This window comes from Mesorhizobium sp. BR1-1-4 (genome assembly GCF_020165375.1).
Classification (GTDB): Bacteria; Pseudomonadota; Alphaproteobacteria; order Rhizobiales; family Rhizobiaceae; genus Mesorhizobium; species Mesorhizobium australicum.
In genome coordinates this window covers 167,990-180,998 of the sequence record NZ_JAIUIB010000007.1, presented here as the reverse complement: position 1 = coordinate 180,998, position 13,009 = coordinate 167,990, and the positions used below count along the sequence as shown (strand labels likewise).

Annotated in this window: 14 protein-coding genes; 6 read left to right on the top strand and 8 right to left on the bottom strand. The window is 64.2% G+C overall.

Going from position 1 to position 13,009, the window contains the following annotated elements:
- Window positions 1-142 precede the first annotated feature (142 nt).
- Both LB571_RS17290 and LB571_RS17285 read right to left on the bottom strand, forming a co-directional pair.
- Window positions 143-1,180, bottom strand: a complete 1,038-nt coding sequence (locus tag LB571_RS17290) for a zinc-binding dehydrogenase (RefSeq protein WP_015315794.1) — start codon at window positions 1,178-1,180, stop codon at window positions 143-145.
- A 45-nt stretch (window positions 1,181-1,225) separates the two neighbouring features.
- A complete protein-coding gene (locus LB571_RS17285) occupies window positions 1,226-2,467 on the bottom strand; it encodes an acyl-CoA dehydrogenase family protein (RefSeq protein ID WP_224596299.1) in 1,242 nt (413 codons plus the stop codon).
- A 113-nt stretch (window positions 2,468-2,580) separates the two neighbouring features.
- Here LB571_RS17285 and LB571_RS17280 point away from each other — a divergent pair, with 113 nt between their 5' ends.
- The 6 genes from LB571_RS17280 (at window position 2,581) to LB571_RS17255 (ending at window position 6,898) form a co-directional block, all read left to right on the top strand.
- Window positions 2,581-3,396: an SDR family oxidoreductase gene (locus LB571_RS17280; RefSeq protein ID WP_224596296.1), complete on the top strand. Its 816-nt coding sequence runs from the start codon at window positions 2,581-2,583 to the stop codon at window positions 3,394-3,396.
- A gap of 39 nt (window positions 3,397-3,435) precedes the next feature.
- Window positions 3,436-3,921 (top strand): MaoC family dehydratase, encoded by a 486-nt coding sequence (locus tag LB571_RS17275; RefSeq protein WP_023770549.1) that lies wholly within the window; start codon window positions 3,436-3,438, stop codon window positions 3,919-3,921.
- Window positions 3,918-4,946 (top strand): phosphotransferase, encoded by a 1,029-nt coding sequence (locus LB571_RS17270; RefSeq protein ID WP_224596277.1) that lies wholly within the window; start codon window positions 3,918-3,920, stop codon window positions 4,944-4,946. The genes LB571_RS17275 and LB571_RS17270 overlap by 4 nt, the downstream gene beginning before the upstream one ends.
- A 3-nt stretch (window positions 4,947-4,949) precedes the next feature.
- Window positions 4,950-5,726, top strand: coding sequence for an SDR family NAD(P)-dependent oxidoreductase (locus tag LB571_RS17265; protein ID WP_015315789.1), 777 nt, complete (start codon window positions 4,950-4,952; stop codon window positions 5,724-5,726).
- A gap of 91 nt (window positions 5,727-5,817) precedes the next feature.
- Window positions 5,818-6,462 carry a TetR/AcrR family transcriptional regulator gene (locus tag LB571_RS17260; protein WP_140618770.1) on the top strand — a complete coding sequence of 215 codons (645 nt, stop codon included), beginning with the start codon at window positions 5,818-5,820 and terminating at the stop codon, window positions 6,460-6,462.
- Between the two features lie 187 nt (window positions 6,463-6,649).
- Window positions 6,650-6,898: a DUF680 domain-containing protein gene (locus LB571_RS17255; protein ID WP_140618772.1), complete on the top strand. Its 249-nt coding sequence runs from the start codon at window positions 6,650-6,652 to the stop codon at window positions 6,896-6,898.
- A 49-nt stretch (window positions 6,899-6,947) separates the two neighbouring features.
- Here the strand turns inward: LB571_RS17255 and LB571_RS17250 are convergent, their stop codons facing one another.
- The 6 genes from LB571_RS17250 to LB571_RS17225 all read right to left on the bottom strand — a co-directional run bounded on the left by LB571_RS17250 (window position 6,948) and on the right by LB571_RS17225 (window position 13,002).
- Window positions 6,948-7,997, bottom strand: a complete 1,050-nt coding sequence (locus LB571_RS17250) for a Gfo/Idh/MocA family protein (RefSeq protein ID WP_015315786.1) — start codon at window positions 7,995-7,997, stop codon at window positions 6,948-6,950.
- Window positions 7,997-8,782, bottom strand: a complete 786-nt coding sequence (locus LB571_RS17245; RefSeq protein ID WP_224596274.1) for a ThuA domain-containing protein — start codon at window positions 8,780-8,782, stop codon at window positions 7,997-7,999. Before LB571_RS17245 ends, LB571_RS17250 begins: the two co-directional genes overlap by 1 nt.
- Window positions 8,783-8,858: 76 nt before the next feature.
- Window positions 8,859-9,083: a hypothetical protein gene (locus LB571_RS17240; protein ID WP_224596270.1), complete on the bottom strand. Its 225-nt coding sequence runs from the start codon at window positions 9,081-9,083 to the stop codon at window positions 8,859-8,861.
- A 58-nt stretch (window positions 9,084-9,141) separates the two neighbouring features.
- Window positions 9,142-9,723 carry a sarcosine oxidase subunit gamma gene (locus LB571_RS17235; protein ID WP_224596267.1) on the bottom strand — a complete coding sequence of 194 codons (582 nt, stop codon included), beginning with the start codon at window positions 9,721-9,723 and terminating at the stop codon, window positions 9,142-9,144.
- Window positions 9,716-12,709 (bottom strand): sarcosine oxidase subunit alpha, encoded by a 2,994-nt coding sequence (locus LB571_RS17230; protein ID WP_224596264.1) that lies wholly within the window; start codon window positions 12,707-12,709, stop codon window positions 9,716-9,718. Before LB571_RS17230 ends, LB571_RS17235 begins: the two co-directional genes overlap by 8 nt.
- Window positions 12,706-13,002, bottom strand: coding sequence for a sarcosine oxidase subunit delta (locus LB571_RS17225; RefSeq protein WP_015315781.1), 297 nt, complete (start codon window positions 13,000-13,002; stop codon window positions 12,706-12,708). Before LB571_RS17225 ends, LB571_RS17230 begins: the two co-directional genes overlap by 4 nt.
- Window positions 13,003-13,009: the final 7 nt, after the last annotated feature.

The window sequence follows — 13,009 nt, the reverse complement described above, 5'->3', positions numbered from 1 at the left end:
CGACATATCACGGACAAAGCGACGAGGCATAGGGGTCGAAAGACGCGGCGATCAATTTCGGGGATCGCCAAGGATGGCCGACCGAACTGGGAAAAGGTCCAGAAAGCCTGCGATCGCCCTTCCCGGGCCGCATAAGACGGCATCAGGGCCGAATGAACACCTTGCCGTTGGGCTTGGCCAGTTCCGCCGGCATTCGCGCCATTGCCTCGGCCAGCGGAATGACCGCCGTCACGTCGGTCGACCAGCGTCCGTCGGAAAAACGCTTCTGTGCCTCGAGGACCGCCGGACCTCGCCGATCCCTGGATTGCCGCATCCACTCGCTCAGCCAGAAGCCTTCGATGTGCTTGTGCTGGAAGATCAGCTGGCCAGGCTCGCGGATGATCGTTGCCTCGGGATCGAGCCGGCCGTAGATGATCCAGCGCGCCCTTTTTGGCATCGCGTTGAAGATGGCTGACGCCAGCGGCCCGGTGACGGCATCGAGGAAGATGCGCGGCTGTTCGGCCTTCATCACCTCGCGCAGCGTGGCCTCGAAATCAGGCACCTTCTCGTTGAGGACATGCGCCGCGCCAAGTTGTTTCAGCAACGCGATCTGCTCGTCACGGCGCACCGTGACAACAGGCCGAAACCCTTCCTCCCTCGCCAGCCCGATGATCAGCTTGCAGAGCTGGCTCGCACCGGCGGTCATGACGAAGGCCTTTTCGCCTTCCTGCTTGACGATGTCGAACATGGCGATCGCGGTCAGCGGATTGACGATCATCGCAGCGCCATCCTCGTCTCGAACCGTATCGAGAAGCGGAATGCAGGCCGCCGCCTCGGCGACGGCATATTCAGCCCACGAGCCCCAATTGCTCAGACCGGTGGCGAAAGCGACGCGCTTGCCGACAAGGCTCTTGGGATAGGGCTCCTCGCTGCCCGCGACGACCGTGCCGACACCCTCGAAGCCGGCCGGACGGCCCATAACGCGCGGCTGGCCGTACTGGCCCTTGATGAAGGCGACATCCGATGGATTGATCGAAGCGAGGCTGACCTTGATCAGCACTTGGCCAGGTCCGGGCGCAGGCACAGGGATGCTGCCCGGCTCGAGATACGGCTCCATCGCCTCGAGCGCACTGCCGCTCGGCGTCCTCGTATAGCCGTCACCGACCAAGAGCAGCGCCTTCATTTCGGAGGGGATCGTCATTGACGGTATTCCTTGTTTGTCGGCGGCAACGCTGCCGGGCAGCGCTCAGACCTTTTCCTGCGTGTATTTCTTCAGCTCCATGCGCGCCACCTGCCGCCGATGCACTGCATCCGGCCCGTCGGCGAGGCGCAGCGTCCTGAGATGCGTCCACGAGCGGGCGAGAGGCGTATCCTGGCTGATGCCTTGCGCGCCGAACATCTGCACCGCCTCGTCGGTGACCTTGAGCGCCACGCGCGGCGCGATGACCTTGATCTGGCTGATCCAGGGGGCCGCGGCCCGCGCGTCGCCCTGATCGATCATCCATGCCGCCTTGAGGCAGAGCAGCCGGGCCATCTCGATCTCCATGCGGCATTCGGCGATGATGTCGAGATTGGCGCCGAGTTTCGCCAGCTTCTGGCCGAAGGCCTCGCGGCGTAGGGAACGCTGGCACAGCATCTCCAGCGCCATCTCGGCCTGGCCGATGGCGCGCATGCAGTGATGGATGCGGCCGGGGCCGAGCCGGCCTTGCGCGATTTCGAAGCCCCTGCCCTCGCCGAGGATCAGGTTCGACGTCGATATCCGCACATTGTCGAAGCGAAGATGCATGTGGCCATGCGGCGCGTCATCGTCGCCATAGACCTGCATCGCCCGGACCTTGGTTACGCCCTTCGCGCCCGAGGGAACCAGGATCATCGAATGGCGGCGGTGCTGTGGCTCTTCATCGCCGGCGGTCCGCACCATGACGATGTAAATGGCGCAGCGCGGGTCACCGGCACCCGACGCCCACCATTTCTCGCCATTGAGCACATAGTCGCCGCCCTGCCGCTCGCAGCGCATGGAAATGTTGGTGGCGTCGGAGGAGGCGACATCCGGCTCCGTCATGAGATAGGCCGAGCGGATCTTTCCGTCCAGCAGCGGCTCGAGCCATTCCCGCTTGTGCTCGGCCGAGCCGTAGCGTTCCAGAACCTCCATGTTGCCGGTGTCGGGTGCCGAGCAGTTGAAGGTTTCGGCGCCCAGATGGGCCTTGCCCATCTCCTCGGCCAAATAGGCGTATTCGACGGTGGACAGGCCGTAGCCGCGCTCCGAGCCGGTCAGCCAGAAGTTCCACAGGCCGCGCTCCCGTGCGGTCTTCTTCAGCCCCTCAAGGATCTCCCCCTGGCGCTTGCTGTAGACCCAACGGTCGCCGGCCTTGCCGACCTCGCTCAGGAATTCCTTGTCGAGCGGCATGATCTCGTCGCGCACCATGGCCGCGACGCGGGCGTGGATCGGCCTCAACCGCTCGGTCATGCCGAGATTCATCTCCGTCATCGGTCGCTAACCCTTCATGCAGGCCGGGCATTTTGTCAGTGGCAAGGATGACCGTACTTCGGATAGCCTTGTCAACGCGAACTGTTTGCCCGCAGGCCGTGCGGAGGATTGTGATGAGCTATCTGGACGATCTGTTTTCGGTCACCGGCAAGACCGCGCTGGTGACGGGAGCCGCGACCGGCATCGGCCGCATGGCGGCGACCGCGCTGGTCAATGCCGGCGCCAGCGTGATGATCGCCTCGCGCAAGGGCGAGGACTGCGTCAAGGTGGCCAGTGAATTGAACGGGCTTGGCGCTCCGGGCCAAGCGGAAGGCTTTGCCGGCGACGTCTCCAGCGAAGCCGGCATTGCCGCCTTGGTCGGCGAGGTCAAGGCGCGCACCGGCAAACTCGATATCCTCATCAACAATGCCGGCGTGTCCTGGGGCGCGCCGCTGGAGAGCTTCCCTTATTCGGCATGGGCCAAGGTGTTCGGCGTCAATGTCACCGCGGTCTTCCATCTGACGCGCGAATTGCTGCCGCTGCTCGATGCCGCCGCCAGCGACGAAGATCCTGCCCGCGTGATCAATCTGGGCTCGGTGATGGGAACGCAGCCGCTGGCCGACGACGCCTATTCCTACACCGCCTCCAAAGCGGCCGTTCATCACCTGACACGCACGCTGGCGCTCGAATTCGCCGGCCGCCGCATCACCGTCAACGCCTTTGCCCCCGGTCCCTTCCAGAGCCGCATGACCGCATTTGCCACCGGCACGGACGAGCAGGCCAGGCATGTCGGCGGCCATGTCCCGATCGGCCGCATCGGCACACCGGATGACATTGCCGGCGCAACGCTCTATTTGTGCAGCCGTGCAGGCAGCTATGTCACCGGCGCCATCCTTCCGATCGACGGCGGGCAGTCGGTGCAGCATGGGTTGACCTTGTTCAAGGAATGACATTTTCCGGCCGCAGAAGCCGGAGGTGAACTGGAGGACATGAGCGTGGAACCAATCAGTCTCGATGTGCTTCTGGCCAGTGTCGGCAAGGAGGTCGGCGTTTCGCCCTGGCGGGTGGTCACGCAACGCATGATCGACCAGTTCGCCGACGCCACCGACGACCACCAGTTCATCCACTGCGATCCGGAGCGGGCCAAGCGCGAAACGCCGTTCGGCGGCACCATCGCGCATGGTTTCCTGTCGCTGTCGCTGCTGTCGGCGATGACGTTCGAAACCATGCCGCCGCTGGAAAACGGCAAGATGGGCGTCAATCACGGTTTCGATTCGCTGCGCTTCCTCGCCCCGGTGAAGACCGGCGCGCGCATCCGCACCCGTTTCGTGCTGGCCGACGTCAAGGTCAGGCCGTCGGGCTGGGTGCAGACGGCGCACGACGTGACCATCGAGATCGAAGGCTCCAAAAAACCGGCGCTCACCGCCCGTTGGCTGACGCTGACCTTGCTTGAACGCCAGCCCGAGACAGCATGAACGACGCCAACGCGCTCGACCAGGCGACGCTCGCGCCTTACCTCGACGCGCATATCCCGGGTTTTTTCGGACTCGCGGCCATCGAAAAATTCAAATCCGGCCAATCCAACCCGACCTATCTCCTGACGGCGGCAAGCGGCCGTTACGTGCTGCGCGCCAAACCGCCAGGCCAACTCCTGAAATCGGCTCACCAGGTAGACCGCGAATTCCGTGTGATGAAGGCGCTTTCCGGCACCGCCGTACCAGTGCCCGAAATGCTGCACCTGTCGACCGAGGATTCGCCCATCGGCCGCATGTTTTACGTCATGGATTTCCTCGACGGCCGCATCTTCTGGGATCCGGCACTGCCGGAGGCGCACGGCAACGAGGAACGCGCCGCGATCTACGACGCCATGAACGCCACGCTCGCCGCCCTGCACGATGTCGATGTCGAGGCCGTTGGCGATTTCGGACGCCCCGGCAATTACTTCGAGCGGCAGCTGGCACGCTGGACCAGCCAGTACCGTGCTTCCGAAACCGGTATCATTGCCGACATGGACCGGCTGATCGCCTGGCTGGAAACCCACCTGCCGGTCGATGACGGCCTGATATCGCTGGTGCATGGCGACTATCGGCTGGACAATCTGATCTTTGCGCCGGACCAGCCGAGGGTACTGGCGGTGCTCGATTGGGAATTGTCGACATCGGGCCACCCCTTCGCCGACATCGCCTATCAATGCATGCAATGGCGCCTGCCGCATGCCTCCGGCTTTCGCGGCCTTGGCGGCATCGATCGCCCGGCCCTCGGCCTGCCCTTGGAAGAAGACTATGTCGCTGCCTATTGCCGGCGGCGCGGCCTCGCCGGCATCGGCAACTGGACGTTCTTCCTCGCCTTCTCCTTCTTCCGCCTGGCGGCAATCTGCCAGGGTGTCTACAAGCGGGCGCTGGACGGCAATGCTTCCAATCCGGAAAAAGCCAGGACCTATGGCGAGGCGGTGAAGCTGCTGTCGCACCTCGCCGCCGAGCTGATCGACAAGGAAGACTAAGCAATGGGCCGCTTTGATGGAACCACGGTGCTGATCACGGGCGCGGCCGGCGGCCTCGGCCGTGGCGCCGCCAAGGGCTTTGCCGCCGAAGGCGCCCGGCTGGTTCTCTCGGACCTGGATGAAACGGCCCTGATGAGTTTCGCCGAGACGCTCGATACCGAGACCGCGATGCTGGCAGGCAACATTGCCGAGGAGGCACTGTCGGAAGCACTGGTGGCGCTGGCGTTGGAAAAATTTGGCCGCCTGGATGTCGCCGTCAACAATGCCGGCATCGTTCAGAGTTTCGTGCGCCTGCCGCAGGTTCCATCGGACGAAGCCCGCCGGGTGCTCGAGATCGACCTGCTCGGCGTCTTCTACGCCATGAAGCACCAGATCCCGCAAATGGAGCGGCAGTTCAAGGCGACCGGCAAGGGCGGCGCCATCGTCAACATTGCCTCGGCCGCCGGCCTTTCGGGCGCGCCGAAGCTTTCGGTCTATGCAGCCGCCAAGCATGGCGTGATCGGCCTGACCCGCTCGGCGGCGGTCGAATATGCCAGCAAGGGTCTGCGCATCAATGCCATCTGCCCCGCCCACACCAGAACGGGCATGATAGACGGTTTCGTGAGCGTCTCCGGCATTCCGGAGGCAGAGGCGTTGGCCGAGCTGACCCGGGGCATACCGATGAAGCGCGTGGCGGAAGTCGACGAGATCACCACGGCCATCCTGTTTGCCGCCGACCCGGCCAATTCCTTCATGACCGGCCATGCGCTGGCCATCGATGGCGGTGTCGGCGCGATCTGACGCCTGCCGCGTGGGAACCCGCGGCGCCCTTGTCCGTTTCCGTACAGCGTATATAATTTAGCCAGGCACCAACCAGACAAGGGCAACGGACTTGCCGCTGAGCGTCCAGAAACGCCGCGAGAAACAAAAGGCCGAACTGCGCTCGGAGCTTGTCGCGGCCGCGCACAAGCTCGTCCAGGAAGAAGGCTATGAAGGCTTGACCATCCGCAAGCTGGCCAAGCGGGTCGGCTATGCGCCGATGTCGGTCTATTCCTACTTCGCCGACAAGCAGGACATCCTGTTCGCCCTGGCCGAGGACGCGTTCGAAACGCTCGCCCGACGCATCGAGGAGCACCCGTCCGACGATCCGATCGAGGCCTTGCAGGCGGTCATGACCGAATATGCCGCCTTCGGGCTCGGCAACCCCAACGAATACCGCACCGTCTTCATGACCGAAAAGACCAAGCTGCCGGAAGGCAGGAGCTACGAGGACATGGAGGAAAGCAACCCCGCAATGAAGGCGCTGATCAGCAGGGTCGAGGCCTGTGTCGCCGCCGGCAAATTGCATGGCGATCCACGCGCCATCGCCACCATACTGTGGGCCGTCGGCCATGGCACGATCTCGCTTTTGATTACCTTCCCCTTCTACCCGTTCGGCGACCCGCAGGCTTTCGTGAAGCGGATGTGCGACTTCACCCTTGCCACGCTCAGCACGCAATATGTGCCGCCACTGACCGAGACACCGGTCAACTGCTGAGCGCTATATCCTTTGTTCTCCCAGATTCCGCACCGCCCCTCCAAACCTTCCGCGGCGACTTTCTTGGTTAACAAAAAACTACCGTACGCGTACGATTTTCTCTTGAACTTCGCGATCGACGGACGTATTTGTACGAAATAACGTACATGTACGGAAAAAATTCACCCGCCGAAACCGGAGACAGACCATGAAAAAGACACTCCTCACCCTCGCCGCCGTGCTGGCACTTTCGGGCTCGGCCTTTGCCGCCAACGCCACCCACGCGGTCAAGCACGTTCCCGCCGCGACCTGCGTCGACACCAAGACCAATATGAAGCTCGATTGCGCTTCGACCGGCTCAGTCGACAAGAAGGCCTCCACGGAAGCCACGACCGACGGGAAGGGTCCCCGGCTCGGCATCACGGTGAACCCGTGGATCATGCCGAGCGCCTACTGAGATTTTTCGAAAGTCGGTTCTGGCCGGCTCAGCCGGCCGGATGGTGATTTCAGCCGATCGAGACCGGCAGTTTGGTCGCTGAACTTTCGAAGGCGGCGTCGATCAGCCTTTGCATGTCGGCGGCCCGCCGGAACGACGGATCGCCGTTCTGTCCCGTGTCCAGCGCATCGACAAAGCGCCGGGCGTTGTGCTTGACGCCAGGTGGCGTCAGCGTCCGCCAACGGTGCTGATCGACGTCGTCACCCAGGCAAGCGGACAGTTTCGAAACCTTGCCGTCGGTCTCGACCTTGATCGCGCCCTTGGTACCGTGCAGGGCCAGCGACAAATCATTGCCGTGGCCTGTCGTGTAGCGGCTGGCCATGATCGTGGCCAGCGCGCCTGAACCGAGCCGCGCCGTTATCGCCAAGCTGTCATTGACGTCGAGCACATAGTCGCCGATGCGGTCGCCCTCCGCCTTCGGAAACGTCACCAGATCGGCATGCAGGCTGACGATATCCTCGGCCGCCCCATAGGTCGCGAAGTCGAGGATATGGATGCCGACGTCGCCCAAAACGCCTGTCGAACCGTGCCGGCCCGACAGGCGCCACAGCCATTTGTCGTCGACCCGCCAATCGCCCCAGAACTTGCTGACCAGCCAGCTTTGCCGGTAGCTCGCCTCGACATGGCGCAACTCGCCGATCTCGCCGGCCTGCACCATGCGCCGCGCCTCCTGGATCACCGGAGTGTTGCGATAGGTCAGGTTGACCATGTTGACGAGCCCGGCCGCCTCGGCGGCATCGCTCATCGCAAGCGCATCGGCGTGGTTCGGCGCCAGCGGCTTTTCGCAGAACACATGTTTCCCGGCGGCCAGCAGGGCCAGCGTCGTCGCCTTGTGAACCTGGTCGGGCGTGGCGTTGATGGCGGCATCGAACTCGCCCCAAGCGATCGCCGCATCGAGGCTTTCAAAGAAAGTGCCTATTTTGTTGGCGGCTGCGAACGCCGCCGCGCGGCCCGGCAGGTGGTCCACGCAAGCGACGATGGCGCAGCCCGGGACCTGACCGAACTCCTCGATATGATGCGCCGCGATCCAACCGGTGCCGAGCAAAAGCAGGCGGTGCATCAGCTCAGCCCCTTGTCGCCGTCCGCATGCAGACGCAGGCCTTTCTGGACGATCTTCTCCTTGGCCTTGTCCGTCGGCACGTTTGGCGCATTGGTGATGCCGGACCAAGCCGGGGCCGGGTTGTGCGCCCAATGCACGGCGTTGCGCAGCACCTGCTGAACGCCTTTATTGTGATAGATCGGATAGGTCTCATGGCCCGGCGAGAAGTAGAAGATTTTTCCCGCCCCGCGCTGATAGGTCAGCCCCGATCGGAACACCTCGCCGCCTTCGTACCAGGAGATAAATACCGTCTCCAGCGGCTCCGGCACGGCGAACGGCTCACCATACATCTCCGTCTCGCCGATCTCCAGGCATTCGCCGATGCCTTGCGCGATCGGGTGGCCGCGGTTGATCGCCCAGACACGCTCGCGCTCGCCCGCTTCGCGCCATCTCAGCGAACAGGGCGTGCCCATCAGCCGCTTGAAGATCTTCGAGTAATGGCCGGAATGGAGCACGATCAACCCCATGCCTTCCCAGACCCGTTTCTGCACGCGCTCGACGATCTCGTCCTTGACCTCGCCGTGGGCGGCATGGCCCCACCATAAAAGCACGTCGGTGGCGGCTAGGCGCGTCTCGCTCAGGCCATGCTCGGGTTCCTGTAAGGTGGCGGTGGTCGCTTCGACGCCCTTGTCCTGGTTGAGTGCGGCGGCAATGGTGCCATGCATACCCAGCGGATAGAGGTCGCGCACGGCGGCATTGGTCTGTTCATGGACGTTTTCACCCCAGACAACGGCTCTAACAGGCATTTTTCCTCTCCAAAGCGCTTTGAATATCGCATCCACGGAGGTCTTGGGAAGAGGCCGTCAGCCAAAAATTCTGGAATCAGGGTTTGCGGGTCTTGCGGCCGGGGACGGTCTTGGCCTTGCCGGGTTTCGCCGGTGCTCCAGGAATGGACGACCCGGTAATCGACACGGGATCGCTGGCCGGGAACGTGTCCTCGAGGCCTTCCTCAAGTTCCGCTTCGGCGTCGGCCTCGTAATGCCGCTCATGTTCGAGCGAACGGACCGCCGCGGTTTTCGGCGATTTCGGCGCGGGCTTCGACGGCATCGGCATCTCTCCCTCGACTGCCGCCGCTCAACGGACGCGGGCGGCAAACGTTCCGGGGTCAGCCGGTGGCGTCGCGGGCTCCCTCGGACAGGAAAGTAAAGACATAGTCCGAGAAGGAACGCCAGCACTCGACCCGGAAGGCCTCGTCGGCCGTGCGCAGCAGCACGATCTCGGCCTTGCCGAGAATGGTGCGCGAAGCGGCGCCCACCGGGAAGGCGTCGAGCGACAGGTCCTGCGGGCAGCCCGAATTGATCGCGGCTTCCGCCGCCGGACCGGCGACTGAAATCGCGATGTTGCGATGCGAGATACCGACCGACGAATGCAAGGCGGAAACTCCTGCGCAATCGGCGAGTGGGTCCTTGCCGGCCTCGTCGATGACAAGCCACTCGTCCGGGCCAAGCCACAGCGCCGTACGCCCGCCCTTCGACGCCGAGGTTTTTGGCTTCTTCGGCAAGGTCAGGCCGAGCGCCTTCGACAAAGCGGCGACTGAAGCCTCCGGGGCGCGCAGCGAGATACGCTCGGCCGGCGGCAGCACCTCGACCTTGACACTCGTTGCGGAGACAGTGCGCCCGGCCAATGCCGGACGCCGCTCTGCTGATGATGAAGCCATCGTGGCCGTCTTTGCAGCAGCCTTAGCCATTGAGGCGCCCTCCCGTCTCGTCGAAGAACACCATGCCGGTAACCTCCACTTCGATCACCCCGTCCGGCATCGGCACATAGAGCGTGTCGCCCATCCGGTCACGCCCGCCGGCCACCAGCCCCAGCGCGATGGAACGGCCGCAATTTTGCGACCAATAGCTCGAGGTGATATGGCCGATCATCTTCATCGGGATCGCCTGCTTGGGATCCTCGACGATCTGCGCGCCTTCTTCCAGCACCACCTTGGGGTCCTTGGTCTTTAGGCCGACCAGTTGCTTGCGGCCCTTGGCGACGAGATCAGGCCGCGTCAGGCCGCGAATGCCGACGAAATCGGCCTTCTTCTTGCCGACCGCCCAGTCCAGACCGGCATCGTTTGGCGTCACCGTACCGTCCGTATCCTGGCCTACGATGATGTAGCCCTTCTCGGCGCGCAGCACGTGCATCGCCTCGGTGCCGTAAGCGGTGGCGCCATGCTTCTGGCCCTCGGCCCACAACGCTTCCCAGACCGCCTGGCCATGGTCGGCCGGCACATTGACCTCGAAACCGCGCTCGCCGGTGAACGACATGCGGAACAGCCTCGTCGGCACGCCGCAGATCTTGCCCTCGCGCACCGACATGTGCGGCAGCGCCTCGTCGGACATGTCGATGCCTTCGACCAGCGGCGCAATGATCTCGCGCGACTTCGGCCCCTGGACGGCAATGACCGCCCACTGCTCGGTGATCGAGGTCAGCCAGACATTAAGATGCGGGAACTCGGTCTGGAGGTAATCCTCCATGTGGTTCATGACGCGCGGCGCGCCGCCCGTCGTCGTCGTTACATGGAAGCGGTCCGGCGCCAGCCTGCCGACGACGCCGTCATCATAGATGAAGCCGTCCTCGCGCAGCATGATGCCATAGCGGCAGCGGCCGGGCTCCAGCTTCTCCCACGGATTGGTGTAGAGCAGTTCCATGAACTTCGCCGCGTCGGGGCCGACCACTTCGATCTTGCCCAGCGTCGACGCATCGAACAGGCCGGCCTGGTTGCGCACGGCGACGCATTCGCGGTCGACCGCCGCATGCATGTCCTCGCCTGCCTTGGGGAAGTACCAGGCGCGCTTCCACTGGCCGACATCCTCGAACACCGCGCCTTTCGCCTCGGCCCAGGGATGGATCGCGGTTCTGCGTGTCGGGTCGAACAGCGGCCCACGCGCGTGGCTGACGATCGCGCCGAAGGTGACAGGCGTGTAGGGGGCGCGGAACGTGGTCAGGCCGACTTCCGGGATCGGCTTGCCCAGCGTTTCGGCGGCAATCGCCAGTCCGTGCATGTTAGAGGTCTTGCCCTGGTCGGTCGCCATGCCGTTGGTGGTGAAGCGCTTGACATGCTCGATCGAGCGCATGCCTTCATGCACCGCCTGGCGGATGTCCTTGGCGGTCACGTCGTTCTGCAAATCGACGAAGGCTTTCACCGTCGTGTCCGGCCCGGCGCCGGGGCCAGCACCCAGCATGCCGCGCGACCAGCTTTCCGAGGCTTCGACCTTCGGCTTGGCGCCCTTGGACGCCTTGCCGCCTGTTTCTTTCGCCGCCTTGGCGCCCGCCGCATAGGCCTCGTCCACGGTCGCCGTCAGGCCGTCGGTGCCGTTGCAGGCGCCGACCGACACGCAGTCCTGCGCGTAGGTGCCAGGCACGAAGCGCTTGGTCTCGTCGTTGAAGGCAACCTTGCCGCGCGATTGCGAGAACAGATGCACCGACGGCGTCCAGCCGGCGGACATCAGGATCGCATCGACGGGAATAGTGCGTTCGCCGCCGCCATTCTTCGGCTGCACCGTCATCGACGACACGCGTAGCTTGCCGCCGGCGCGGATCACTGCACGGCCGAAATTGATCTCGATGCCGAGGGCCCTGGCCTCATCGATCACCGGGCCGGTCGGGTTGTCACGCAAATCAACGATCGCCGCCACGTTGATGCCGGCCTTCTTCAGGTCGATCGCGGCGCCGTAAGCCGAATCGTTGGCGGTGTAGACGCCGACATTCCGGCCAACCGCGACACCATAATGGTTGAGGAAGGTGCGCGCCGCACCCGCCAGCATGATGCCGGGCCTGTCATTGTTGGCAAACACCATGTGACGCTCGATGGCGCCGGAGGCCAGCACCACGCGCTTGGCGCGGACCTGCCAGAGCCGTTCGCGCGGCAGATCGTGGCCGGGGACCTTCAGGTGATCGCTGACGCGCTCGACCAGACCGACGAAATTCTGCGCGTAATAGCCGAACGCCGTGGTGCGCGGCAGCACCCGGACATTGTCCATCGCGCTCAGTCTGGCGATCGCCGCTTGTGCCCAGGCAAAGCCGTCCTGGCCGTCGATCTTCGCACCAGATTCGAAGCGCAGGCTGCCGCCGAACTCGGCCTGCTCGTCGGCCAGGATGACGCGCACGCCGGTCTCCGCCGCGGCAAGTGCCGCCGCGATGCCGGCCGCGCCGCCGCCCAGCACCAGCACGTCGCAATGGGCGTAGCGCGACGAATAATGGTCGGGATCGGGTTTGTCGGGCGAAACACCGAGGCCGGCGGCTTCGCGGATCTTGGGTTCGTAAAGGCTCTTCCAGGCCGCCTTCGGCCACATGAAGGTCTTGTAGTAGAAGCCGGCCGAGAACAGCGGCGAGGCCAGGTCGTTGACCGCGCTGACATCGAAGGACAGCGACGGCCAGCGGTTCTGCGAATTGGCGGCGAGCCCGTCATAGAGCTCCTGCACGGTGGCGCGCACGTTCGGCGTCTTGCGCGCGTCGTCGCGCACGATCTGCACCAGCGCGTTCGGCTCCTCCGCGCCGGCCGACAGGATGCCGCGCGGGCGGTGGTACTTGAACGATCGGCCGACCAGATGCACGCCATTGGCGAGCAGCGCCGATGCCAGAGTGTCCCCCTCGATGCCCGCGTAGGACTGGCCGTCGAAGCTGAACCGCGCGGTCTTGGCCTGGCTGAGGCGTCCGGCGCCGGGAATGCGCAACGCGCCGTTCATTTCGCTACTCCGGGCAGCTTGGAGGGTTTCGGTTCGCCGGCCTTGTAGGTCATGACGAACTTGTCAGTGACGGTGTCACGCACCGCGTTGAAGAAGCGCGCGCAGCCATGCATGTGGCGCCAGCGCTCATAGATAATGCCCTTTGGATTGGAGCGAATGAAGAAGAACTTCTCGAAGTCGTCGTCGCTCTCGCCTGATATGTTGGCCGAGCGTGCGATGTGCGCCTCGCCGGCGTTGCGGAATTCGAGTTCCGGGCGCTCTTCCTCGCAATAGGGGCAGCGGATGAGAAGCATCGTGTTT

Coding starts and splice junctions, on each gene's coding strand:
- LB571_RS17225 (WP_015315781.1), bottom strand. CDS start 13,002: ATGCTTCTCATCCGCTGCCCCTATTGCGAGGAAGAGCGCCCGGAACTC.
- LB571_RS17230 (WP_224596264.1), bottom strand. CDS start 12,709: ATGAACGGCGCGTTGCGCATTCCCGGCGCCGGACGCCTCAGCCAGGCC.
- LB571_RS17235 (WP_224596267.1), bottom strand. CDS start 9,723: ATGGCTAAGGCTGCTGCAAAGACGGCCACGATGGCTTCATCATCAGCA.
- LB571_RS17240 (WP_224596270.1), bottom strand. CDS start 9,083: ATGCCGTCGAAGCCCGCGCCGAAATCGCCGAAAACCGCGGCGGTCCGT.
- LB571_RS17250 (WP_015315786.1), bottom strand. CDS start 7,997: ATGCACCGCCTGCTTTTGCTCGGCACCGGTTGGATCGCGGCGCATCAT.
- LB571_RS17285 (WP_224596299.1), bottom strand. CDS start 2,467: ATGACGGAGATGAATCTCGGCATGACCGAGCGGTTGAGGCCGATCCAC.
- LB571_RS17290 (WP_015315794.1), bottom strand. CDS start 1,180: ATGACGATCCCCTCCGAAATGAAGGCGCTGCTCTTGGTCGGTGACGGC.
- LB571_RS17280 (WP_224596296.1), top strand. CDS start 2,581: ATGAGCTATCTGGACGATCTGTTTTCGGTCACCGGCAAGACCGCGCTG.
- LB571_RS17270 (WP_224596277.1), top strand. CDS start 3,918: ATGAACGACGCCAACGCGCTCGACCAGGCGACGCTCGCGCCTTACCTC.
- LB571_RS17275 (WP_023770549.1), top strand. CDS start 3,436: ATGAGCGTGGAACCAATCAGTCTCGATGTGCTTCTGGCCAGTGTCGGC.
- LB571_RS17245 (WP_224596274.1), bottom strand. CDS start 8,782: ATGCCTGTTAGAGCCGTTGTCTGGGGTGAAAACGTCCATGAACAGACC.
- LB571_RS17265 (WP_015315789.1), top strand. CDS start 4,950: ATGGGCCGCTTTGATGGAACCACGGTGCTGATCACGGGCGCGGCCGGC.
- LB571_RS17255 (WP_140618772.1), top strand. CDS start 6,650: ATGAAAAAGACACTCCTCACCCTCGCCGCCGTGCTGGCACTTTCGGGC.